The organism is Paraburkholderia sp. XV, assembly GCF_020177535.1.
GTDB classification, from domain to species: Bacteria; Pseudomonadota; Gammaproteobacteria; order Burkholderiales; family Burkholderiaceae; genus Paraburkholderia; species Paraburkholderia caribensis.
The window spans coordinates 56,932-78,226 of the sequence record NZ_JAGUUD010000024.1; the positions used below are offsets into that span (position 1 = coordinate 56,932).

Annotated in this window: 22 protein-coding genes; 5 read left to right on the top strand and 17 right to left on the bottom strand. The window is 63.2% G+C overall.

The window, feature by feature from the left end:
• Window positions 1–139: 139 nt before the first annotated feature.
• On the bottom strand, window positions 140–367 hold the full coding sequence (locus tag KFO72_RS14895) for a hypothetical protein (RefSeq protein ID WP_035997216.1): 228 nt from the start codon (window positions 365–367) through the stop codon (window positions 140–142).
• Window positions 368–748: 381 nt separating this feature from the next.
• On the opposite strand from KFO72_RS14895, the gene KFO72_RS14900 reads away from it, so the two are divergent.
• A complete protein-coding gene (locus KFO72_RS14900) occupies window positions 749–3,202 on the top strand; it encodes a glycogen/starch/alpha-glucan phosphorylase (protein WP_225032452.1) in 2,454 nt (817 codons plus the stop codon).
• Window positions 3,203–3,303: 101 nt separating this feature from the next.
• Here the strand turns inward: KFO72_RS14900 and KFO72_RS14905 are convergent, their stop codons facing one another.
• The 4 genes from KFO72_RS14905 to KFO72_RS14920 form a co-directional block, all read right to left on the bottom strand.
• On the bottom strand, window positions 3,304–4,371 hold the full coding sequence (locus KFO72_RS14905; protein ID WP_225032453.1) for a hypothetical protein: 1,068 nt from the start codon (window positions 4,369–4,371) through the stop codon (window positions 3,304–3,306).
• 193 nt (window positions 4,372–4,564) lie between these two features.
• The gene (locus tag KFO72_RS14910) at window positions 4,565–4,903 is read right to left on the bottom strand and encodes a hypothetical protein (RefSeq protein WP_225032454.1); all 339 of its coding nucleotides are present in this window, start codon (window positions 4,901–4,903) and stop codon (window positions 4,565–4,567) included.
• A gap of 138 nt (window positions 4,904–5,041) precedes the next feature.
• A complete protein-coding gene (locus tag KFO72_RS14915) occupies window positions 5,042–5,440 on the bottom strand; it encodes a DUF6232 family protein (RefSeq protein ID WP_054933706.1) in 399 nt (132 codons plus the stop codon).
• An 81-nt stretch (window positions 5,441–5,521) separates the two neighbouring features.
• Window positions 5,522–6,268 (bottom strand): carbonic anhydrase family protein, encoded by a 747-nt coding sequence (locus KFO72_RS14920; RefSeq protein ID WP_224100879.1) that lies wholly within the window; start codon window positions 6,266–6,268, stop codon window positions 5,522–5,524.
• Window positions 6,269–6,458: 190 nt separating this feature from the next.
• Between KFO72_RS14920 and KFO72_RS14925 the strand changes: the two genes are divergently transcribed.
• The gene (locus KFO72_RS14925) at window positions 6,459–7,091 is read left to right on the top strand and encodes a transcriptional regulator (protein ID WP_054933708.1); all 633 of its coding nucleotides are present in this window, start codon (window positions 6,459–6,461) and stop codon (window positions 7,089–7,091) included.
• Window positions 7,092–7,101: 10 nt separating this feature from the next.
• Here the strand turns inward: KFO72_RS14925 and KFO72_RS14930 are convergent, their stop codons facing one another.
• Window positions 7,102–8,232 (bottom strand): DSD1 family PLP-dependent enzyme, encoded by a 1,131-nt coding sequence (locus KFO72_RS14930; RefSeq protein ID WP_225032455.1) that lies wholly within the window; start codon window positions 8,230–8,232, stop codon window positions 7,102–7,104.
• Between the two features lie 96 nt (window positions 8,233–8,328).
• On the opposite strand from KFO72_RS14930, the gene KFO72_RS14935 reads away from it, so the two are divergent.
• Together KFO72_RS14935 and KFO72_RS14940 are read left to right on the top strand one after the other, a co-directional pair.
• On the top strand, window positions 8,329–9,249 hold the full coding sequence (locus KFO72_RS14935) for a LysR family transcriptional regulator (protein ID WP_225032456.1): 921 nt from the start codon (window positions 8,329–8,331) through the stop codon (window positions 9,247–9,249).
• A 149-nt stretch (window positions 9,250–9,398) separates the two neighbouring features.
• The gene (locus tag KFO72_RS14940; RefSeq protein WP_225032457.1) at window positions 9,399–10,370 is read left to right on the top strand and encodes a threo-3-hydroxy-L-aspartate ammonia-lyase; all 972 of its coding nucleotides are present in this window, start codon (window positions 9,399–9,401) and stop codon (window positions 10,368–10,370) included.
• 26 nt (window positions 10,371–10,396) lie between these two features.
• Here KFO72_RS14940 and KFO72_RS14945 read toward each other — a convergent pair whose 3' ends face one another.
• The gene (locus KFO72_RS14945; protein WP_224100883.1) at window positions 10,397–10,648 is read right to left on the bottom strand and encodes a hypothetical protein; all 252 of its coding nucleotides are present in this window, start codon (window positions 10,646–10,648) and stop codon (window positions 10,397–10,399) included.
• 313 nt (window positions 10,649–10,961) lie between these two features.
• Here KFO72_RS14945 and KFO72_RS14950 point away from each other — a divergent pair, with 313 nt between their 5' ends.
• A complete protein-coding gene (locus KFO72_RS14950) occupies window positions 10,962–11,186 on the top strand; it encodes a hypothetical protein (RefSeq protein WP_054933711.1) in 225 nt (74 codons plus the stop codon).
• A 124-nt stretch (window positions 11,187–11,310) separates the two neighbouring features.
• Here KFO72_RS14950 and KFO72_RS14955 read toward each other — a convergent pair whose 3' ends face one another.
• The 10 genes from KFO72_RS14955 to phnG all read right to left on the bottom strand — a co-directional run bounded on the left by KFO72_RS14955 (window position 11,311) and on the right by phnG (window position 21,196).
• Window positions 11,311–12,483 carry a porin gene (locus KFO72_RS14955; RefSeq protein WP_054933712.1) on the bottom strand — a complete coding sequence of 391 codons (1,173 nt, stop codon included), beginning with the start codon at window positions 12,481–12,483 and terminating at the stop codon, window positions 11,311–11,313.
• 344 nt (window positions 12,484–12,827) lie between these two features.
• Window positions 12,828–13,943 (bottom strand): succinylglutamate desuccinylase/aspartoacylase family protein, encoded by a 1,116-nt coding sequence (locus KFO72_RS14960; RefSeq protein WP_060607145.1) that lies wholly within the window; start codon window positions 13,941–13,943, stop codon window positions 12,828–12,830.
• Window positions 13,944–14,213: 270 nt separating this feature from the next.
• Window positions 14,214–14,996 carry an ABC transporter substrate-binding protein gene (locus KFO72_RS14965; protein WP_054933713.1) on the bottom strand — a complete coding sequence of 261 codons (783 nt, stop codon included), beginning with the start codon at window positions 14,994–14,996 and terminating at the stop codon, window positions 14,214–14,216.
• A 342-nt stretch (window positions 14,997–15,338) separates the two neighbouring features.
• The gene (locus tag KFO72_RS14970; RefSeq protein ID WP_225032458.1) at window positions 15,339–16,472 is read right to left on the bottom strand and encodes an alpha-D-ribose 1-methylphosphonate 5-triphosphate diphosphatase; all 1,134 of its coding nucleotides are present in this window, start codon (window positions 16,470–16,472) and stop codon (window positions 15,339–15,341) included.
• A 25-nt stretch (window positions 16,473–16,497) separates the two neighbouring features.
• On the bottom strand, window positions 16,498–17,253 hold the full coding sequence (phnL, locus tag KFO72_RS14975) for a phosphonate C-P lyase system protein PhnL (RefSeq protein WP_054933715.1): 756 nt from the start codon (window positions 17,251–17,253) through the stop codon (window positions 16,498–16,500).
• An 11-nt stretch (window positions 17,254–17,264) separates the two neighbouring features.
• A complete protein-coding gene (phnK, locus tag KFO72_RS14980; RefSeq protein ID WP_225032459.1) occupies window positions 17,265–18,035 on the bottom strand; it encodes a phosphonate C-P lyase system protein PhnK in 771 nt (256 codons plus the stop codon).
• On the bottom strand, window positions 18,032–18,940 hold the full coding sequence (locus KFO72_RS14985) for an alpha-D-ribose 1-methylphosphonate 5-phosphate C-P-lyase PhnJ (RefSeq protein WP_060605454.1): 909 nt from the start codon (window positions 18,938–18,940) through the stop codon (window positions 18,032–18,034). The genes phnK and KFO72_RS14985 overlap by 4 nt, the downstream gene beginning before the upstream one ends.
• Window positions 18,937–20,043 carry a carbon-phosphorus lyase complex subunit PhnI gene (locus KFO72_RS14990; protein ID WP_225032460.1) on the bottom strand — a complete coding sequence of 369 codons (1,107 nt, stop codon included), beginning with the start codon at window positions 20,041–20,043 and terminating at the stop codon, window positions 18,937–18,939. The genes KFO72_RS14985 and KFO72_RS14990 overlap by 4 nt, the downstream gene beginning before the upstream one ends.
• Window positions 20,043–20,690 carry a phosphonate C-P lyase system protein PhnH gene (gene phnH, locus KFO72_RS14995; RefSeq protein ID WP_054933719.1) on the bottom strand — a complete coding sequence of 216 codons (648 nt, stop codon included), beginning with the start codon at window positions 20,688–20,690 and terminating at the stop codon, window positions 20,043–20,045. The genes KFO72_RS14990 and phnH overlap by 1 nt, the downstream gene beginning before the upstream one ends.
• Window positions 20,690–21,196, bottom strand: a complete 507-nt coding sequence (phnG, locus tag KFO72_RS15000; protein ID WP_225032461.1) for a phosphonate C-P lyase system protein PhnG — start codon at window positions 21,194–21,196, stop codon at window positions 20,690–20,692. The genes phnH and phnG overlap by 1 nt, the downstream gene beginning before the upstream one ends.
• Between the last annotated feature and the right edge of the window lie 99 nt (window positions 21,197–21,295).

Consider the following 21,295-nt stretch of genomic DNA (forward strand, 5'->3'; position numbering starts at 1 on the left):
CGGATCGTGCTCGGAGCCGCCCAAAAACAGCTCTTCTGAAAGCTATCTGGAAGCTCTGCCCCGCGCCTACGCGTCGCAACTAACTGTCAATGCCCGTGCGCGCCAACGGGACGAAATGCGCCGGCGGCGCGACACAACGTCAGTTACACGAAGCCAGCAGAATCGACAGCTTGCGGATGTGCGCCTTGAATGCCTCGGTCATCTCGCGATCGTGACCGGCGCTCAGATGAGGTGCTTCGGCCAGTTCGACCTGATCCTGGAACTCGTCTGACACTTTGCGCCGCTCGCCGGGCGGAAGCGCGCGGATCAGCGACACAATGAGCAGTTCCTGCGCATGGATGATACCGAGCACGGATTGTGCGTTCATTTCGACCTCCACAGCAGCGCGACGACGCTAGCGGCTTGTACAGCAGGGACCCGGCGGGACGCGGTATGACGATACTGTCTCCGATCCGCCTTGTTACTCATCCATACTAGTGCAAGGAACAGAGCCGTCTGCACCGGCATCGTGCCAGATACAAGGACTTCAGCGTTAAGCCAGGCAAAATCCAACCCGGCAGTCATGGAACTGCGCACCGGTAGGCGTTGTCTGCTTGGATTAGCGAGCTCTTGATGACGCAATCGCCGCAGACACGGGATTACCCAAAATGTCCTACTCTGCTTATTTGTCCACCAGACCGGCTCGCGCCGCCCGCACCCAATACGCAAGCCGTTCAGCGCGTGCCGCGTCGTTTTACCGGAGGCTTCGATGACAGCGGTGGATCTGGAATTCGACCAGCTCAACAGTACTGTCGATGCGCTGCGGCGCTCGATTTCCAACCGCATGATGTACGGCGTCGGCAAGGACGCCGTGACAGCGCGCCCGCAGGACTGGCTGCACGCCGCGGCGCTCGCCGTGCGCGACCGGCTGGTCGCGCGCTGGATGAAGACCACGCGCCTGCAGTACGAGCAGGATGTGAAGCGCGTGTATTACCTGTCGATGGAATTCCTGATCGGGCGCACGTTCACCAACGCGCTGCTCGCGCTCGGCATCTATGATCAGATGAAGGAAGCCCTCTCGGGCCTCGGTGTCGATATGGACGCACTCGTCGATCTCGAGCCCGATGCCGCGCTCGGCAACGGCGGCCTCGGGCGCCTCGCCGCATGCTTTCTGGATTCGATGGCGACACTCGGCATTCCGGGCTTCGGCTATGGCATCCGCTATGAATACGGGATGTTCAAGCAGCAGATCGTCGACGGCGAGCAGCTCGAAACGCCCGATTACTGGTTGCGGGCGGGCAACCCGTGGGAATTTCCGCGCCCCGAAGTGCAATACATCGTGCATTTTGGCGGACGCACGGTGCAGCGCGACGGTCATGTCGAATGGATCGAAACGCAGCACGTAAACGCGATGGCGTACGACACCGTGATCCCCGGTTTCGCCACGAGTGCGACGAACACGCTGCGACTGTGGTCCGCGCGCGCCACGGAAGAACTCGATCTGTCCGCGTTCAATCAGGGCGACTATCGCCGCGCCGTCGATGCGAAAAACATGTCGGAGAACGTCTCGCGCCTGCTGTATCCCGACGATTCGACGCCCGCCGGCCGCGAGCTGCGTCTGCGCCAGGAGTACTTCTTCGTGTCGGCGACGATGCAGGACCTGATTCGCCGCTATCAGCGCACGCACAGCACCTTCGGCCGCTTCGCCGAGAAGGTCGCGGTGCATCTGAACGACACGCACCCGGTGCTCGCGATTCCCGAACTGATGCGTCTGCTCGTCGACGTGCACCATGTGCCGTGGGCGAAAGCGTGGAAAGACATCCAGCAGATGTTCTCGTACACGAACCACACGCTCATGCCCGAAGCGCTCGAAACGTGGGACGTCGAAACGCTCGCGCGCCTGTTGCCGCGCCACCTCGAAATCATCTTCGAGATCAACGCGGAGTTTCTGAAGCACGTCAGCGAGCATTCGGGCCATGACGTCGACATGATCCGGCGCATCTCGCTGGTCGACGAATACGGGCAGCGGCGCGTGCGGATGGCGCATCTGGCCATCGTCGCGAGCCAGAAGGTCAACGGCGTGTCGAAGCTGCACTCGCAACTGATGACACGCGACATCTTCTCCGACTTCGCGAAAATCTGGCCCGAGCGCTTCACGAACGTCACGAACGGCGTGACGCCGCGTCGCTGGCTCGCGCAGTCGAGTCCTTCGATGTCGCACCTCATCGACCAGCAGATCGGCACGCACTGGCGGCGCGATCTGTTCGAGCTCGGCAAGCTGCGCGATCTGCGCGACGACCCGTCGTTCATCCACGCCTTTCACGAAGCCAAGCGGCAGAACAAGCTGCGTCTGATCCAGCGCCTGCAGCATCACACGAAGATGACGTTCGACCCCGATGCGCTGTTCGATCTGCAGGTCAAGCGCATCCACGAATACAAGCGGCAATTGCTGAACGTGCTGCATGTGATCGTGCGCTACAACCGCATTCGCGCGCATCCCGAGCGCGACTGGGTGCCGCGCGTCGTGATGTTCGCGGGCAAGGCGGCATCCGCGTACCGGATGGCGAAGACCATCATCAAGCTGATCGGCGACGTCAGCAAGGCGGTGAATGAAGATCCCATCATCGGCGACAAGTTGAAGGTCGTGTTCGTGCCGAACTACGGCGTGAGCGTGGCCGAGCTGATCATTCCCGCCGCCGATCTGTCCGAGCAGATTTCGATGGCAGGCACGGAAGCGTCGGGCACGGGCAACATGAAGCTCGCGCTGAACGGCGCGCTGACAATCGGCACGATGGACGGCGCGAACATCGAGATTTGCGATGCCGTGGGGCGCGAGAACATTTTCATCTTCGGACTCACCGCGGATCAGGTCGACGATTTGCGCGCGACGGGATATCGTCCACGCGAAATCTACGAGCACGATCCCGAACTGAAGATGGCGCTCGACCAGATTCGCACGGGCTTCTTCTCACCCGACGATCCGCTGCGCTTCTCGGACATCTTCCACACGCTGGTCGATTGGGGCGATCACTACATGGTGCTCGCCGATTTCGCCGCGTTCGCGAAGGCGCAGGATGAAGTCGACAAGCGCTATCTCGACCGGCGCGGCTGGACCATGAGCGCGATCGAGAATGTCGCGGGCATGGGGCAGTTCTCGTCGGACCGTACGATCGCCGAGTACGCACGGGATATCTGGAAGGTGAAGCCGCTCGAACTCGAATGACGCGATATGACGTGACGCACGCACGATAAAAAGCCGCCACGCGATTGAACATCGCGCGGCGGCTTTTTCTGTTTCGTGCCGGTTGTGTGCGGGACGTTGCGTCAGCTACCCATGCGCTCGTTGTTGCGCAGCGCGCGCAGCCCGAGCTGCCCATGCGCGAAGTCGAACAGCAAGTCGATGTTCTGCAGCGCCATCAGCCCGATCACGATGCGGTTTGCGCCGGGTGCGGCTTTCGCGATGGTCGTTTGCGCGTCGTTGAAGCGGTGCGCCCAGTCGCCCACGCCTAGCACCACGTCGTAGTTGCCTTGCGCGATCGGCTTGTGCTCGTCGACGTCGTCGGCCCAGTCGGGCGCCTTGTCGGTTTCGACGCGGATCATGTCGGTGCCGCCCGTCGAAAACACGACGGGCGCGCAGAAGCGCATCTTGTTGCCGACCTGCACGCAGCCGACGGGCCATTGCGCGGAGCCGTCCTTGCCCATCGTGAACGGGACGAGTGTGAAGTCTTTCGTCAGCGCGTTCGACGGGCTCAACACGAGCAGCGGACGATCGAGCTTGGCGCGCACCAGATAGCGCTGGCCGATATGCCCGGGCAGCGCACGCAGCGGCTGCGTGCAGCAGGCGGCGCGCGGGTCGTCGGCGCCGATGCCGAGAATGCCCGAGAACGCCCAGCCGAATTCGCCCGTGTAGCCGTCCTGCGCAACGCAGCGCTTGTTGATCTTCAGACAGCTGACTTCGTCGACAGCTTGTACGGCGAGATCGACAGGCCTCGTGCCGGCGATGCTGAAGGGCACCGTGACGGTTGCGCCGGAGACCTGCGCGTCGGTCGCGAACGCGTACGAGGTCCGCGTGCCCGCAGCGGGATAGCTCGATCGCGGCAAGACCTTCGACAGCACGCGCACGCCGTTCGTGCCCGTATCGAGCATCAGATAGACAGCCTTGCCGTCCATCTGCACAGGCAGCCCGATCGACGCGCGGCCGCGCTTGTCGCTGCGTTCCGCGGACAGCATCACCAGTAGGCCGTCGCGTCCTTCGTTGATGAGGCTCGCCTTCATCTCGGGCGGGACGGGCGTGGAAATCGGCGTTGAACAGGCCGACAGCGAGGCCGCGAACGCGAGCACGATCAACGCGCCCGCAAAGCCGGCCAGACGCCGGAAGAAATGGACAGACATCGCACACACCTTGCAGAAATGCGTGACCTGCGATGACAGCGATACCGGCCGTTCAGGCTTCGGCGGGTGCAGCCGATCCGGCTCGGCGGTGTGCGCGGGCCTGGCGCGAGGACACGCGTGATGACGGGAGCGCCGACTCTACGCGCGCGCTCACCACGACCTGCAAAAATGTGTGAAGGTGACTGGCGTTGTGTTAGTGCTGCCGCGCGGCGCGTTGCGTAAGAGCGATCGAGCGCACGCGGCCGATGGTCGCGCGGCGCAGCGCGCCCGCGAGTGCGCCGACTACATCGCCGACGCTGCGCGCCATGACGTCGACGCGAAAGGTGATGGATTCGTTGCGCTTATCGACTGTCATCACGACCAGGCGCGAGCCTTCGCCGAGCGCCGCGAGCAGCGCCCGGCGGCCCGCTGCCGATGAGGTGCCGGGCACCGTCACGTCGATCGTCACGAGCGACAGGGCGGCTGGTGTGGAGCGTTCGATGGCGGGCGTGCGGCGCGGCAGCGTGCGCGATGAAGCGAAAGCGGTATGCATCGTCGATGCGCCGCCGCGAAGCGGGCGGCGCGGCTGTGGAGACGCGTTCACTGTAGCGGGCGGCGTCTCAAGCCGATGCAAAAAGGGACTACGCGGGCCGTCAATTTTGTGTAAAGACGGCGAGGCAGTATGTGCGTGTTATTGGGTCTTCGACGCGCTGGCGGCGACGGAGGCGAGCGCGTCGCGGACCGTTTGCGCGACGCGTTCGACGAACGACAGATCGATGCTCGACAGGGCTTCGCGTTCGCTGCCCGCGGTCTCGACCATCAGGCGATGCGTGACGTCCTGCGTGATCCACGTGAGCCAGCCGACGACGATCAGCATCACGCCCGCCACGACACCCACGGGCGACGCGAACATGCCGCCAACCACTGCGCCCACCGCGCCGATCAGCGAAATTGCCCAGGGCACGAGCTTGTTCTTCTGCACGGTGACGACGCGCACGTCCTTGATTTCGCGCAACGGAAAGACCTGGCCGGCCGCCGACAGCGCATTGCGCGTGACCGACACGCCGCGTTCGTTGAAAGGGGTATCCATCTTTACGGGTTCAAGCTGGGAGAAAGGGCGCAGGGTAACAGAAAATTCAATCGCCTTGCCAATTGCCCATCAGGCTACCCATCAAGCGAGAAACTCCACCGCGCCCGTGCTCAGGTTGTACATCGCGCCGACGATCTTGATCGTGCCTTGCTGCTCCATTTCGGCCAGCACGGGACTATCGCGACGTATGTTGCCGATCGTCAGTTCGACATTCTTGCGCGCCACGGCATTCACGAACGCGTAGTTCGTTGCGGAGCGTTCGCCGTCGTATCCGGTGGCCTGAACGGCGGGTTTGATCTTGTCGAGCAACCCGGTGAGATTGCCCAGCTCCGCATTCGCAATGGCGCCCTTGATCGCGCCGCAGGCCGTGTGACCCATCACGACGACGACCTTCGCGCCCGACAGCTTGCACGCGAACTCGATGCTGCCGAGGATATCGGGGTTCTCGACATTGCCCGCGACGCGGCAGTTGAAGATATCGCCGATACCGAGGTCCATGATGACTTCGGCGGGTGCGCGCGAATCGATGCAACTCAACAGCACGGCCGCGGGATATTGCCCGGCTGCGCTGGCGCGCTGCTCGCGCAGATAATTGCGCGGCTTTCGCTCGCCTTTCTGGAAGCGCGCGTTGCCCTGTTTCATATCGTCGATGATTTCCTGCGGCGACATCCGGTCGCGCTGTGCGCGGGTCAATGCGTCGGCATGTGCCTCGCCGGACGGAAGCGTGATCTGGGCCAGGCCTGCAACGGCTGCGGTGCCAGTCAACCGGAGAAATCGCCGGCGGCCCGGGCCTTTGTACTGGCGCGGATATTCATACGTATTGCACATGAACGGCCTCACTCGTTTTGCAACGTCGTTACGACTCAAAGGCGCTGCGTTCGATGCGTCACGCATGAGTCGAATATAGGCGATGCCGGATGGCGTTCAAGAACAATGAAACCGCGCCGCGCTTTGGTTCGCTAAGGCTGCGACTGCGATTGACTGTACAATATGGGTAACTTTAGATTAAACGTCTACCATGAGAAAAAGCACGTGGGAACGCGAGCACGAATCGCTTCTTGCTCAGGTGATGCAGATCGCCGACGGTCTGGGGCAGACGTTCGCGCCATTTTGCGAGGTCGTCGTCCACGATCTGCGCGACCCGGGACATGCGATTCTCGCCATTCACAACAACCTGTCCGGGCGCGCTGTCGGCGACCCGGCGACGGAACTCGGACTCGCGCGGATCGCGGACGAAGACTATCCGCAGTTGCTGGCCAACTATCCGAACCAGTTCGGCGACGGCCGCCGGGCGAAGAGCACGTCGGTCGGGATCAAGGATTCGTCGGGACGCTATATCGCCGCGTTGTGTCTGAACGTCGATCTGAATCTGTTTCGCGGCATTCAGAACGTGCTGGAGCAGTTCTGCAGGGCTTCTGGCGTCGGTGCGAAGGAATCGCTCGATCCAGCCAATGCCGAAGCGATCCGGGAGCGCATCGACCAATATGCGATGTCGCTGTCCACCACGCCGCAGGCGCTGAAGACCGAGCACCGGCGCGCGCTGATGCAGGAGTTGAAGCAGGCGGGTTTTCTGGAGGTGCGCAAGTCGATGGAAATCATTGCTGCGCACCTGGGCGTATCGCGTGCGACGGTGTACAACGATACGAAGTGACCGCGTGTGCTTACCAACCATAGAATCTAGGCCACGCGCACACACTGCCGTCGCGTGACAGCGCGTGATACGCCGGGTGTTGAGCGCCCGTCGCACATGCGTGGTTGGGCAGAATGCGCAACCGCGTGCCGACCGGGAAACGCTGCGCGATCGCCGTGTCCGGCGCTCCGGCTTGCGAGACGATGCCGTGCTCCTGATTCGCGGCGCTCATCACAAAACCTTCGACAGGCACGCCGTCCTCGGTACATACGAGCCCGTAGCCGAAGTCCTGCTTCTGGCGCTGCGTGCCGCGGTCGCGGCTCATCGCCATCCAGCCCGCGTCGACGATTGCCCAACCCTTGCTTTGCTGATGACCGATCACCGTGGTCAGCACGCTGAGCGCGATCTCGTCGCTGCCGCACACGCCCACGTTGTGCATCACGAGATCGAAGAACACATAGACGCCCGCGCGAACCTCCGTGACGCCTTCCAGATGCCGCGCGGCGAGCGCGGTCGGTGTCGAGCCGATGCTGACCGTGTCGCAAGGCAGGCCGGCTGCGCGCAGCCGTTGGGCTGCCTGCACGCAGCCGGCGCGCTCCTGCTCAGCGATTCGCTCAAGCTCTGCCGACGTGCTGTAGTCGTAGCTCGATCCGGCATGCGCGAGCACGCCGCCCAGCTTCATCTTTCCTTCGTGCAGAATGCGCCCGACCTCGAGCAACAGATCGTCATCCGGCGCGATGCCCGAACGATGTCCGTCGACGTCGACTTCGATCCACACCTCGAACGTCGCTGCATGAGCGTTACCGAACGCCACGATGGCCTGCGCCGAATGGAGGCTGTCCGTGATGATCTTCAGGCGGCAGCCACATCGCAGCAGTTGCAGCGCCTGTTCGAGTTTGCTGGGCGCCATGGCCACTGCATAGACGATATCGCCGATGCCTGCGGCGAAGAACTGCTCCGCCTCCTTCAGCGTCGAAACGGTGATGCCTTGCGCGCCGGCGGCAAGCTGCGCGCGCACGACATGCTCGCATTTGGTCGTTTTCACATGCGGCCGGAACGTCACGCCGTGTGCGTTCATCCGCGTTTGCATGCGCTGGATGTTGCGCGTCATGACATCGACATCGACGATGGCGGCGGGCGTGTTGAGCGAGGCGAGAGTCACAGTGCTTTCCTTGTTGCGAAGTGTGCGCAGTCACTGTAGGGCCTTTGGGCTACAGTGTGGTTAATGATCCATCAACATGTCGTTTAATCCAGTTTAATGGTCGATCTCGAAGACATGCGTATGTTCAGGGCGCTCGGCACGACGCATTCGCTTGCGGGCGCTGCGCGGCTGCTCGACGTCACGCCACCCGCGCTCACCGTGCGGCTGCAAAAGCTCGAAGAGCGTCTTGGCGTGCATCTCGCGGTGCGCGAGGCGCGCGGTATTTCTCTCACGGACGAAGGCACGCGGCTGATGCTCGAAGCAATCGATCTGCTCGAACGTCTCGAAACGCTGCCCGAGCGGATCGCCGCGGAACATCGGTCGGTATCGGGGAGCTTGCGCATCGTCGCGCCGCTGGGTTTCGGGCGCATTCACGTGGCGCCCGTTCTCCGGGACTTTCACCTGATGTATCCGAACGTGAAGGCCAGCCTGAATCTCTCCGATAACCCGCTCGCCGACAGCGCGGGCGCGGATATCGTGATCCATATCGGCGAAATGAAAGATTCGTCGTGGGTCGCGCATGTGCTCGCGCCGAACGAGCGCTATCTGTGCGCAAGCCCGCGGCTTGCAGCCAGTCTCGACGCGCTGGCGCATCCTCAAGAACTCGCGCATCTGCCCTGTTTGTGCCTGCGCGAGAACGACGAGGATGTATCGCGCTGGCGTTTCGAAAGAGCGTCGGGCAGACATGCGAAACAGGGCAAGACGGTAACGGTGCGCGTGACAGGCGCACTCTCGTCGAACGATGGCGGCGCGATCGGCGATTGGGCGATGCGCGGACTGGGCATCATGGTGCGATCCGAATGGGACGCGGGCGCGCTGATCGCAAGCGGAAAACTCAAGCGCCTGTTGCCGCAGTGGCGGTTGGCACCCGCGCCGATCGTCGCACTCGTGCCGATGCGAAAGGGCGTGCCTGCACGGGTGCGGCTTTTTCTCGACGCTGCGCGCGCCGCGATGGATCCGCCGCCCTGGCGCAAATAGCGCTGCATGGCCGTCTCGATGTCACGAATTTACAAAATGTATTGACATAGACAATATGTCTAATCACAATTCGATCAATCCAGCGGGATAATTGCGCGTCGCGGCAGCTCGCGTTCCACGCCCGCGTCGCTCACCACTCGATATCCCGGATGACCATGCTCACTCTGCCCACTTATGACGACGTCGTCGCCGCCTCGAAGCGGCTCGAAGGCGTTGCGCACCGCACGCCCGTCCTGACTTCGCGAACCGTCAATGAAGCGTTCGGCGCCGAAGTATTCTTCAAATGCGAAAACCTCCAGCGCATGGGCGCGTTCAAGTTTCGCGGTGCGTTCAACGCGCTGTCGAAGTTCGATGAGCAGCAGCGCCGTCGGGGCGTGGTTGCGTTTTCGTCGGGCAATCATGCGCAGGCGGTCGCGCTGTCCGCGCGCCTGCTCGGCATGCCCGCGACGATCGTGATGCCGCACGACGCACCGCAGATGAAGGTCGAGGCGACCAAAGGCTACGGCGGCAACGTCGTCATTTACGACCGCTACAAGGAGGACCGCGAGCAGATTGGCCGCGAACTCGCGCAGAAACATGGCCTGACGCTGATTCCGCCCTACGATCATCCGGATGTGATGGCGGGGCAGGGCACGGCGGCGAAAGAACTGTTCGACGAAGTCGGCCCGCTCGATGCGTTCTTCGTGCCGCTCGGCGGCGGCGGGTTGCTGTCGGGCTCGGCGTTGTCGACGCGCGCGCTGTCGCCCGATTGCGCGCTTTACGCGGTCGAGCCGGAAGCGGGCAACGACGGGCAGCAGTCGTTCCGCTCAGGAAAGATTGTTCACATCGACACGCCTAAGACGATCGCCGACGGTGCCCAAACCCAGCATCTCGGCGACTACACGTTCCCGATCATCCAGCGCGACGTCACCGATGTGCTCACGGCGAGCGACGCGGAACTCGTCGATTGCATGCGTTTCTTTGCGGCCCGCATGAAGATCGTCGTGGAACCGACGGGTTGTCTGGGCTTCGCCGCCGCGCGCCAGATGAAGGACAAGCTCAAGGGCAAGCGGATCGGCGTGTTGATCAGCGGCGGCAATGTCGACGTGCAAAAGTTCGCGGAGTTCGTTTCGGCGAACTGAAAAAAGCCGCCTCTGCTGCGACGGGACTAACAGTACACGCCGGGATGCGCCGCCATCGACGGGCCGCCGGCGTGAGGCGGAAAGACGCACCAGCCGCCGTCGTGATGACGAAAGAAGAAGATTGCCCGCGCACCGCACGTCGTTGACGCCTCGACGTGCGCGTATCTCGTTCCGTCCCTGCGGCGATGCCCGAACCGCACGACGCGAATCTGCCCCTGTGGTCCGGGGGCGAGCCACTTTTCGACCTGAGAGTGCAGCGATTGGGCGGCGGTGTTCATGATCGACTCCTGTGACTCGTCCCGATGTTTCGCATCGCTGCTTTCGCGCGATGCCGTGGGGTGAACTGAAGAGTAGGATCGCCGGTGCATTTATGATAGTTAATGTTTTTTATGTTTATCATAATTTTTAATGGATGATTTTTGCGGGGGCGTGGGCGTCGCGCAGATATGTCAACGTCACGGCAAGAATTTGCGCCAGCTCATAGAATCATCGCGCGTCCGGCAATGCGGGCGACGCCTTTGATGAACTTTGCTGGAGCGGCATGCGAAATGAAGCTTTCCATGTGGCCGCAGCGGGAAGGAAGTACCCGACATGGAAGAGGTTTTCACATCGAAATCGAGCGCAGTCGCGCGCATCATCAGCGCGCGCGCTGCACTGCTGAAGGATTCTGACAATGCCCTCGTGAGCGGCGACGAAAAGGCGGCACGACTGGAGCGGCTGGAACGCCTGCTCTTCGACGTGCGTGCCGGCCGCACGAACGACTTCACGATGCCAACGGCGAACGGGGACGTGCGGGTATTCGTGTCGCCCGATTGATGGCCTGAGTTTCACGCTCCCCCATCCGCACCAACAAAAACGCCCCGCAAAAAGCGGGGCGTTTCCAGTCCATCTGCAAGCATGCAGGCGAAGCGCGCGAAAGCGCCGCGCCCTACAAGACCGCTTAGAACTTGTGACGCATGCCGACGCGGAACGCCAGCTGGTTTTGCGAGCCCGAACCCGACGTGTTGAAGTACGACGTCGACGAACCGATCTGAGCCTGGATCGGCGCACCCGAAGCCGTCTTGCCCGACGCGTCCTGGTAAATCACCAGGCCGTAGACATCGGTGCGCTTCGACAGCGCGTAGTCGACGCTTGCGTCCACCTGGTTGAAGTGGCCCGTCGTCGCGCCCGTCAGGCGCGAGTACGTGTAGCCGAGGCCAGTCGTCAGCGCCGGCGTGAATGCGTACTTCGCGCCGCCTTCGAAGTTGTTGTACGTGGTCGACGCGCCCGTGATCGGCTCGAAGTGCGTGTTCGTCCACAGCGCGTAGAGCGTCGCCGGTCCGATGATGTAGCGGCCGCCAAGGCCGAACGTGCGCAGGTCGCGCACGGTGCCCGTCGTGACGTTGGCAATCGACGTCGAGAATGCCGGCGATGCCTGGCCCGGGAAGCGGATATCCGTGTAGGCTGCACCCAACCCGATCGGGCCATTCGCGTAGTTCACGCCAAAGCTGTAAGCGCGCGACGAGCCTGCGACGGGAGCCGCTGCCGTGCCCGTGGCCGGTGCGCCGCCGAAGGCGCCCGCCTGGTTCGAGAAGCCGTACATCGCACCGAACGTCAGGCCCGCGTAGTTCGCGCTGCTGAACTTGACCGCGTTGTTGATACGGCTCGACGTGAGCTGGTCCACGTCGTTGATGTGGTAAGCGTAGTTGCCCGCAACCGTCAGGCCACCCGTCGAATAGTTGCTGCCCAGATAATCGGTGGTGAACGCGTATTGACGGCCGAACGTCAGCGAGCCGATGCCGTCCTTCGACAGACCCACGAATGCCTGACGGCCGAACAGCGCGCCACCCTGGCCCGACGTGCCGTTGCCGCTGTTGAAGCCGCTTTCGAGCACGAACAGTGCCTTCAGGCCGCCGCCCAGGTCTTCCGTGCCGCGCAGGCCCCAACGGCTGCCTTGCGCCACGCCGTCGTCATACTTGAACAGCTTGCCGCTGCCGCCGGATGCGGTCTTCGAGTGGTTTGCGTAGCTGATACCTGCATCGATGATGCCGTACAGTGTGACGCTGCTTTGTGCGTGTGCGGTACCTGCGAATGCCGAGGCGAGTAGAGCGGTGGTCAGTACTTTCTTGTTCAAAACTTTCTCCAGATTGAAAAATGGCGATCGCGAGCCAGACTCTGCGGGAGGTCGCGCGACGGGCGCAAATGTAACGAGGAGAAGGGAAAGGAATATGACAGCAAATGTTTTTGCTAAATATGTAGTACAAATGCGACAAGATTTGCTTTGCGTACGAAAGGGTCGTGCGCAAATCTGTGCATATGCCTGATAACGGCGACGCCGTCAGACGGGTGACAAGCCGGTTTGTTTAGTGTCGCCACGAAACAAGCGCCGATATGCATTTGGATGGAGCCAAAAAGAACGCCCGCATGAAGCGGGCGTTCTCATTCAATCGTGAGGCGGCGTGCGCGCCGCCATGGTCGTCAGGCCGACAGCAACTGCCCGGTGCGGAATGCCTTCGCGCCCGCAATCCGCACGATCTCCATCCCCGCCTGCGCGAAGCGCGACAGATGGCGCGCATACATCACGCCTGCCACCGTCGACTTCAACGTAATGACCTGATCGGTCAGCGGATCGACGATGTCGGCGATGGGCTCGCCCGCGTCGATCCACTTGCCCACTTCCTGGCGATACACGACGACACCGCTCACGGGCGTCACGATCGGCTCAGTGCCGGCGAGCGGCGTCGCGGCGAATTCGAGCGGCGGCATCGGCGCGGCTTCGCCTGCAATCACGCCGCGATGCGTCAGATATTCGATGATCCCTTGCGCATCGTGCTCGGCGAACTCATACGACACGTCGCGCTGACTGCGCAGTTCGACCGTCACCGAGATCGAGCCATTCGGAATCGGGAAGCGGTCGCCGACGCGCGTGCGCAGTTCCGACCAGCAGAAGCTGTGAATCTCGTCGAACGGATTGCCGACGGAATCCACCGCGAGCAGCGAAGCCTTCGAATCCAGATAGCGCGCAAGCGGCTCGACGTCGGGCCACAGGTCCGGGTTCGTGTACAGATGCAGCGCCGCTTCCCAGTCGCAGTGCAGATCGAGCACGACGTCCGCGTCGTACGAGAGCCGTTGCAGCGCGAGGCGCTGCGATTCGACTTCGGTACGCGGCTTTTGCGCGTCGAGCGCTTCGCCCATAGCCTGACGGACGATTGTCCGGTTCTGGTCGGCGTCCGTCGTCAGACGCGCTTCGATCACCGGTTCGATCAGGTCGAACAGGTTATAGAAATTGCGGTTGAAGTTCTGCGCCGTGTTCGTTTCGAAGCGGCCGGCGAGCAGGCCGAGCACATGCTGGTTCAGGCCAATAGGGTTCGCGACGGGCACGATCACGACTTCGCCGCGCAGCTTGCCTGCCGCTTCGAGCGCTTCGAGCTTGCGGCGCAGCGCCCACGACACCAGCATGCCGGGCAGTTCGTCAGCGTGCAGAGATGACTGGATATAGACCTTCTGTCCACCGCTCGGACCGTAGTGGAAGCTCGTCAGGCTGCGAGCGGTGCCGAGGGTCGGGGAAATCAGCGGATGATTGAGGGTTTGCATGATTGGTGTGGCGCCGCCTGCAACGCGCGGGCGCCCTATAGTTGCAGAGATGAGACTTCGGTTGACTGCTGAAAACGGTGGCGCGCACAACGGCTGCGCCGTGAATCGTTCGATCTTAGCCCATTTGCGCAGCGCGGGCGACGTTGCGCCGCCGCGCATGCGCAAGGACCACCCTGCATCGGCGTCAAAAGCAAAACGGGCTCCGAGTGGAGCCCGTCTGCATGCCGGCGCGCCGCGCGGGCGAACCGCGCGAACGCGTGGCAGTGAGGATCAGCCGCCGTACACGTCGAAGTCGAAGTACTTCTTCTCGATCTTCTTGTAGGTGCCGTCCTTGATGATGTCGGCGATCGCCTTGTCGACCTTCGCCTTCAGATCGGTGTCTTCCTTGCGCATGCCGATGCCAGCGCCTTCGCCGAGGATCTTCTTGTCTTCGAGGTCCTTGCCGACGAACTGGAAGCCAGCGCCACGCGGCGTCTTCAGGAAGCCGATTTCAGCCTGCACAGCGTCTTGCAGCGCGGCGTCCAGACGGCCCGAGATCAGGTCGGCATAGACCTGGTCCTGGTTCTGGTACGGCACGACCTTCGCGCCCTTCGGCTCCCAGTAGGTCTTCGCGTACGTTTCCTGGATCGTGCCCTGTTCGACGCCGACCGTCTTGCCCGACAGCGATTCCGCCGTCGGCAGGATGTTCGAGCCCTTCTTGGCGACGAGGCGCGTCGGCGTATTGAACAGCTTCGACGAGAAAGCGATCTGTTCGGCGCGTTGCGGCGTCATCGACATCGACGACAGCACGCCGTCGAACTTCTTCGCCTTCAGTGCCGGGATCATGCCGTCGAAGTCGTTTTCGACCCACACGCACTTCGCCTTCAGGCGCGCGCAGATTTCGTTGCCGAGGTCGATATCGAAACCGACCAGCTTGCCGTCGGAACCCTTCGATTCGAACGGCGGATAGCTGGCGTCGACGCCGAAGCGGATGGTGGTCCAGTCTTTGGCGTGTGCGCCGATCGATACGGTGGCGAGCAGGGCAACCGTCAAAGCCGCAAGCAGTTTCTTCACTGATGTACTCCCGGGAGTGGTTCAAAGTGTCCCGCATGCGGTTGTGCCGCTGCGCGACGTTGCCCGGCCGTTGTGCCGGGCTTGTCTATATCGGTTGCTGGCTGGCCCAGCCAGCAACGCGCGCCAAGCTTAACAAATCAAAATATTTGCGGTGCTAGTGAAACACCGGATGGCACAGGAGTATTGCCTCTAACGGACGCTTTTGTGATATGGGGCAGGAAGAGCGCACTGAAAGCAAAACGAAGGCAAAAGCGCCGCGATACAGGCGTTCGGCATGAATGCGGCAGTGCGGCAAACGCCTTTCTTTCAAGCGCCTGGCCGGGCGGCGGACACGGTTCGCGATCAAACGATACGCTCGCCGCCCCGATAGGTCGCGCGCGGTACCGGCAATGCGTCGAGCATCGTGACGCGCACGAAGTCCGCGCGCAGTCCTGTTTCGATTGCGCCGCGATCATGCAGGCCCGCCGTGCGGGCCGGTTCCGCCGACACGGTCGCCATCGCGCGAGGCAAGCTCCAGCCGGCTTTCTCGACGAGTTCGAACGCAGCCGTCAGCAGGCTGGACGGCACGTAATCGGACGACAGAATATCGAGCAGATCCGCCCTGGCCAGTTCCAGCGCCGACACGTTGCCCGAATGCGAGCCGCCCCGCACGATGTTCGGCGCGCCCATGATGGTCGCGATGCCGTGGCGGTGCGCGGCTTCGGCGGCGACGCGCGTGGTCGGAAATTCGGCGAGCACGATGCCCTCGTCAGCGGCTTGCTGCACGTGTTCGACCAGCGTGTCGTCGTGGCTCGCGACGGGCACGCCCAGCGCCTTGCAGCGTTCGACGATCTCGCGGCGGTGCGCATCCGCGAAACGCTGCTGCTCGTCCTCCAGTTCGACGAGCGTCGCAGCCATGTGTTCGTCCGTCATCTTGCCGTGGCGCTCCTGGAAGCGGCGCCATTGCTCGCGGTCGTGCCACTGGCGCTGGCCCGGCGTGTGATCCATCACCGACGCGAGACGCAGCAGCGGATGGTCTTTCAATGTATCGAACAGTTCGACCACATCGGCCGTCGCGATTTCGCAGCGCAGATGCAGGAAGTGCTCGGCGCGCAGCAGCTTGCGCTCGGAGAAGCGCTGCAGCGCTTCGGCGCAGCGCGTTTGCGTGTCGGCGCGGCGCAAGCCGACGTTCGAGCGCGAGCCGATCGCGAGCGCGTCGAACACGGTCGTGATGCCCGCGGCGGCGACCTGTGCGTCATGGATCACGAACGCGGCGTCCGTATTCCATTCGACACCCGGCCGCGGCAACAGATGTTTTTCCAGATTGTCCGTGTGCAACTCGATGAGGCCCGGCAGCAGATAGTCGCCTTCCCAGTCCTGCGCGCCGGCCGCCGACGTCGTGCCGCGCGCGACGTCGCGAATCACGCCGTCCTCGACGCGCACGACGCCAGTGAAAACTTCGTCCCGCGTGACGACGCGGGCGTTCTTGATCAGCATGTCGATGCTCCGTATCGGATCGATATCAGTGTAATGCCGTTGTGCGACGCAGCGGTGGCGTCAATTCCAGCCTGCGTGTGGCGACTTTCGCGCGCGTATCTTCGTCGTGAAAGATGCCGACGATCGCCGCGCCGCGCTCGCGCGCCTCGACGATCAGATCAGCGACGATGTCGCGGTTCTCGGCATCGAGCGACGCGGTCGGCTCGTCCAGCAGCAACACGGGATGCCCCGCGATCAAACCGCGTGCGATGTTCACGCGCTGCTGCTCGCCGCCCGAAAAGGTGGCGGGCGCGAGCGGCCACAAACGCTCGGGCACGTTGAGCCGTGCGAGCAGCGCGGCGGCGCGTGCATGGGCTTCATCTGCATCGACGCCGCGCGACAGCAAAGGCTCGGCGACGAGATCGAGTGTGCTCACGCGCGGAATCACGCGCAGAAACTGGCTCACGTAGCCGACTACGCCGCGCCGCAAATGCAGTACGTCGCGCGGTTCCGCGCCCGTGATCGACAGATGTCGGGCTTGCTGTGCGTCGTCGCGAATCGCGATCGTGCCCGTGCTCGCCAGATAGTTGCCGTACAGGCAGCGCAAGAACGTGCTCTTGCCCGCGCCCGACGGCCCGACCAGCACGACGCACTCGCCGCGTTGGACGTCGAGCGACACGCCCGCGAGCGCGTCGATCTGCACGCCGCCCTGACCGTGCAGCGTGAAGGTCTTGCCGATACCGACGGCGCGCAGCATCAGCGCGTCGTTGTCGATGAACGATGTTTCGATGGAGGTTGGCATCGCGTGAGACCTCAAACGGGAAGAACGGAGGAAACCAGCGTCTGCGTGTACGGATGCTGCGGATCGTCGAGCACCTGATCCGTGAGACCCGCTTCGACCACTTCGCCGCCTTGCATCACCATCAGCCGATGCGCGAGCAGACGCGCCACGCCGATATCGTGCGTGACGATCAGCACGGACAGATGCAGCGTCGACGTCAGCGTGCGCAGCAGATCGAGCAGACGCGCCTGGACGGATACGTCGAGACCCGCCGTGGGCTCGTCCATGAACACGAGGCGCGGCCCGGTGACGAGATTGCGCGCGATCTGCAGACGCTGCTGCATGCCACCCGAAAACGCCGAAGGCAGTTCGTCGATACGCGCGGTATCGAGTTCGACACGCGCCATCCATTGCGTGGCCGTGTCGCGGATCTTGCCGTAGTGGCGCACGCCGACGGCCATCAACGGCTCGCCGATATTCGCCCCCGCCGACACGGCGTTGCGCAATCCGTCGCGCGGATTCTGCTGCACGAAGCCCCACTCGGTGCGCATCAAAAGACGCTTGCGCGGCTCGGACAGCGCGAGCAGATCGAGCGTTTCGCCGTGCGCGCTTGCATAGTGCAGGGTGCCGGAATCGGCGGCACTGCGCAGCGCGAGCGTGTTCAGCAGCGTCGTTTTACCCGAACCCGATTCGCCGACGATGCACAGCACTTCGCCCGGATACAGATCGAAGCTGACGTTGCGGCAACCGTTGCGGCCGCCGTACTGTTTGGTGAGCGCGCGGGCGCTCAGAAGCGGCGTCATGCGCTTTCTCCTGTGTTGCTTTCAGTGCCTTGCTGTTCGCGCCGGTCGTGGCAGTAATCGCTGTCCGAGCAGACGAACATGCGCTTGCCCGCATCGTCGACGATCATTTCGTCGAGAAAGCTTTCCTTCGATCCACACAGCGCGCATGCATGCTCCCAGCGCTGCACTTCGAATGGATGGTCGTCGAAATCGAGGCTTTTGACGGGCGTGTACGGCGGAATTGCGTGGATGCGCTGTTCGCGTCCCGCGCCGAACAGTTGCAGCGCGGCGTTCATGTGCATCTTCGGGTTGTCGTACTTCGGGATCGGCGACGGCGACGCAAGGTAGCGTCCATTGACGATTACCGGGTAGTCGTACGTGGTCGCGATGCTGCCGTGATGCACGATGTCTTCGTACAGCTTCACGCTGATGAGCCCGTAATCCGCAAGCGCATGCAGCTTCTTGCATTCCGCCGCGCGCGGCTCCAGCCGATAGAGCGGCTCGGGCATCGGCACCTGATAGACGAGAATCTGCTTGTCCGTGAGCGGCGTTTCGGGAATGCGGTGACGCGTCTGCACGATGGTCGCTTCGCTGGTCTTGCGAGTGGTGTTCACACCCGCGGTGCGCGCGAAGAAACGGCGAATGTTCACGGCGTTGGTGGTTTCGTCGGAGCCCTGGTCGATCACCTTCAGCGTGTCGTCACGCCCGATGATCGACGCCGTCACCTGAATGCCGCCCGTGCCCCAGCCATACGGCAACGGCATTTCGCGCGACGCGAACGGCACCTGATAGCCCGGCACGGCCACGGCCTTCAACAGCGCGCGGCGGATCATGCGCTTGGTCTGTTCGTCGAGATACGCGAAGTTGTAGCCTTCGGCGGCGCTGTCGTGCGCGGCCGTTTGCATCGTCGTGTCGGGCGCGTTCATGCGGCTTGCTCCTCGTTGTCTTCGCGTGACGCGTGCTTTGCGCGCAACCGCCGCACGAGTTCGAGTTCGGACTGAAAGTCGACGTAATGCGGCAGCTTGAGATGCTGCACGAAGCCCGACGCTTCGACGTTATCGCTATGGGACAGCATGAATTCGACGTCCTGCGTCGGCGAGCCGATCGTTTCACCGAGTTCTTCGGCACGCAGCGCGCGATCGACCAGCGCCATCGCCATCGCCTTGCGTTCCGAATGACCGAATGCCAGACCGTAGCCCTGCGTGAAGGTCGGCGGCACTTCGGTGCTGCCCGCGAACTGGTTGATCATCTGGCATTCCGTCACGTCGATCTCGCCGATCACGACGGCTTCGCCGAGTTCATCGAGTTCCATTTCGACTGCGACCGTGCCGAAGCGGATTTCGCCTGCGAACGGATGCGAGTGCGCGTAACCGCGTTGTGTTGCATAGCCCATCGCGAGCAAAAAGCCTTCGTCGCCGCGCGCGAGGTTTTGCAAACGCGTGGCGCGATTCGCGGGGAACGCTATCGGCTCGCGCGTCAAGTCGCGGGGTTCCGGCGCGTCTTGCGTGACGCGTTCCTGTTCGATCAAGCCTTCCTTGTCGAGCAGCGACACGACGCGCGGCATGGCTTCCTGCGCGGCGGATTCCGTGCGTTTCGCCGATAGTGCGCTGTCGTCATTGCCTTCGGCCAGCAATGTGAAATCGAGCAGGCGTTGCGTGTAGTCGTACGTCGCGCCGAGCATCTGGCCGCCGGGCACGTCCTTGAAGGTCGCGGAGATGCGCCGCTCGACCCGCATGTCTTCCGTATCGACGGGCTGCGTATAGCCGAAACGCGGCAGCGTCGTGCGATACGCGCGCAGCAGGAAGATCGCTTCGACGAGATCACCCGCAGCCTGCTTGATTGCCAGCGCCGCAAGCTCTTCGTCGTAGACGGAACCTTCCGTCATCACGCGCGCGACGGCCAGCCGCAACTGCGTGCGAATCTGCGTGACGCTCAATTCGGCGAACTGCGTGTCGCCACGGCGCGCCTTGTCGAGCAGGCGCCACGATGCTTCGATCGCGCGCTCTCCACCTTTGACGGCAACGTACATTAGTTCAGCTCCACGTGAGTCGTGCGCGGCAGGCCGATCAGCGTGTCGCCGCAGACGAGATAACAGTCGATGCCACACGGAAAGAGCGGCGCGAGTTCCGCACGCTCGCGCCAGAAGCGCTCGGGCAGGCCGGCGGGTGAGATGGTATGCGTGTGTTCGATGCCGGGGCCGCGCAAGACGACGGGCGAGCCTTGCGTCAATGAATCGACGCGCACGATCAGCGTCACCGATTGCTCCGGTGTCTCGGGTTCGCCGAGCGCGAAGCACGACAGCGGCGGCAGCGTGCTCGCGTCGTGCACATACGCGAACGCGGCATCTTGCGGTTCGTCGACGAGCGGCGCGCCCGTGTGAAAGCGCAAGGCTGAACCGAGCACGGCGTCGGGTTGCGCGAGCCACACGGGCGTCGAGTAGTCGCATAGCGCGAGCAGCGCGGCGAAGGCGGCGAGATCGGCGCGCGCGTGCGGCAGCGTGTTGCGCGCGTCGCTGCGCGATGCCGGCAGTACATTGTCGATCGTGCCGGGCTTGCCCGGACGCGACAGCGCGTCGAGCAGCGCGCGGAACACGGATTGCGTGTCGTGCACGGGATCGGCGAAGCCCGGCGTCAGCGTCGACAGCGCGATCTGCGGGGATTGAGCGGAAGTGTTCATTAGTCGCCTCGGACCATCGTAAAGAATTCGACGCGCGTCGATGCAGCGTCCTGTTGGCGTTGCGCGTGTTGCGCGGCGAGTTGCGAGGCGAGCGGCGCAATCAGTTGCGCTTGCAAGCGTGCGTGGTGCTGCGGCGTTTGCAGCAGTGCGTCTGCGATAGCAGCGAGTTCGGCGCGGCGGCGGTCGCGGCCCAAATGACATGCGACGCCGACGGTGGTGCCTTCATCCCGTCCGTCGCGCAAACGCAGCGTCGCGCGCGTCACGGTCGCTTCGCCGAGGTTGAACGCGTCGCCCGTGCCGCCGATGCGCCCGCGCACCATCGCCAGCCCGATCTCGGGCGGACGCAGCCAGTCGAATGCGGGTAGCGGCAGGCCTTCCATCGCGCGGGTCAGCGCGGCTTCGAGATCGGCGCGCGCGGAGCGGGCCATGACGGCCATCCACGCGCGGCGGGCAGGATTGGTGGAAGCGGGGGAGTCGGCTGAAGGAGGGGAGGCGGCGGCGCTCATCGGGTTTCCTGGCGGTGTCCTGGAGAGGAATGGTCTACGGCGAGTCCAGACATTTGAGCATCTATTCATCTAAACGTCTAGACGTTTAGAGTTAAACTG

Excerpts from the sequence above, each read along its gene's own strand:
- KFO72_RS14970 (WP_225032458.1), bottom strand. The coding sequence starts at position 16,472 with ATGCTGATCAAGAACGCCCGCGTCGTCACGCGGGACGAAGTTTTCACT.
- KFO72_RS14895 (WP_035997216.1), bottom strand. The coding sequence starts at position 367 with ATGAACGCACAATCCGTGCTCGGTATCATCCATGCGCAGGAACTGCTC.
- KFO72_RS14960 (WP_060607145.1), bottom strand. The coding sequence starts at position 13,943 with ATGCAAACCCTCAATCATCCGCTGATTTCCCCGACCCTCGGCACCGCT.
- KFO72_RS14985 (WP_060605454.1), bottom strand. The coding sequence starts at position 18,940 with ATGAACGCGCCCGACACGACGATGCAAACGGCCGCGCACGACAGCGCC.
- KFO72_RS14900 (WP_225032452.1), top strand. The coding sequence starts at position 749 with ATGACAGCGGTGGATCTGGAATTCGACCAGCTCAACAGTACTGTCGAT.
- KFO72_RS14940 (WP_225032457.1), top strand. The coding sequence starts at position 9,399 with ATGACCATGCTCACTCTGCCCACTTATGACGACGTCGTCGCCGCCTCG.
- phnH (WP_054933719.1), bottom strand. The coding sequence starts at position 20,690 with ATGAACACTTCCGCTCAATCCCCGCAGATCGCGCTGTCGACGCTGACG.
- KFO72_RS14990 (WP_225032460.1), bottom strand. The coding sequence starts at position 20,043 with ATGTACGTTGCCGTCAAAGGTGGAGAGCGCGCGATCGAAGCATCGTGG.
- KFO72_RS14905 (WP_225032453.1), bottom strand. The coding sequence starts at position 4,371 with ATGTCTGTCCATTTCTTCCGGCGTCTGGCCGGCTTTGCGGGCGCGTTG.
- KFO72_RS14920 (WP_224100879.1), bottom strand. The coding sequence starts at position 6,268 with ATGTGCAATACGTATGAATATCCGCGCCAGTACAAAGGCCCGGGCCGC.
- KFO72_RS14950 (WP_054933711.1), top strand. The coding sequence starts at position 10,962 with ATGGAAGAGGTTTTCACATCGAAATCGAGCGCAGTCGCGCGCATCATC.
- KFO72_RS14925 (WP_054933708.1), top strand. The coding sequence starts at position 6,459 with ATGAGAAAAAGCACGTGGGAACGCGAGCACGAATCGCTTCTTGCTCAG.
- phnL (WP_054933715.1), bottom strand. The coding sequence starts at position 17,253 with ATGCCAACCTCCATCGAAACATCGTTCATCGACAACGACGCGCTGATG.
- KFO72_RS14945 (WP_224100883.1), bottom strand. The coding sequence starts at position 10,648 with ATGAACACCGCCGCCCAATCGCTGCACTCTCAGGTCGAAAAGTGGCTC.
- KFO72_RS14910 (WP_225032454.1), bottom strand. The coding sequence starts at position 4,903 with ATGCATACCGCTTTCGCTTCATCGCGCACGCTGCCGCGCCGCACGCCC.
- KFO72_RS14935 (WP_225032456.1), top strand. The coding sequence starts at position 8,329 with ATGGTCGATCTCGAAGACATGCGTATGTTCAGGGCGCTCGGCACGACG.
- phnG (WP_225032461.1), bottom strand. The coding sequence starts at position 21,196 with ATGAGCGCCGCCGCCTCCCCTCCTTCAGCCGACTCCCCCGCTTCCACC.
- phnK (WP_225032459.1), bottom strand. The coding sequence starts at position 18,035 with ATGACGCCGCTTCTGAGCGCCCGCGCGCTCACCAAACAGTACGGCGGC.
- KFO72_RS14915 (WP_054933706.1), bottom strand. The coding sequence starts at position 5,440 with ATGGATACCCCTTTCAACGAACGCGGCGTGTCGGTCACGCGCAATGCG.